Source organism: Pseudomonas sp. SIMBA_068 (genome assembly GCF_046534705.1).
GTDB lineage: Bacteria > Pseudomonadota > Gammaproteobacteria > Pseudomonadales > Pseudomonadaceae > Aquipseudomonas > Aquipseudomonas putida.
The window spans coordinates 1-255 of record NZ_JAWRYI010001025.1 but is presented as its reverse complement, the minus strand read 5'-3'; the positions used below and the strand labels follow the sequence as shown (position 1 = coordinate 255).

Annotated in this window: 1 protein-coding gene; it reads right to left on the bottom strand. The window is 76.5% G+C overall.

Translation table 11 applies throughout. From position 1 onward, the window contains the following. A partial coding sequence (locus SB756_RS32535; RefSeq protein ID WP_410913569.1) for a hypothetical protein occupies positions 1-255 on the bottom strand: 255 nt, incomplete at both ends.

Here is a 255-nt window from a genome sequence, read left to right as displayed (position 1 = left end):
CTGGTCGTGCCGGGCGTGCGTGCAGACGGCGTAGAGAGGAGCGTCGCTCGGCTCGCCGGCGGAGCCGTCGAGGGGGAGCGCCCGCAGCTCCTCCGGGTCGTCGACGCGCCCCCAGCGGATGCTCTCGCGCCCCGGGCGGCAGTCCACCAGCGCCCAGCGCCACGACGACTGCTCCCTCCGGAGCGGGGCGCGCAGCCGGGTGCGGCGGATGGCCAGGTGCCGGATCCCTGCTTCCTCTGCTCGGGAGACGATCGC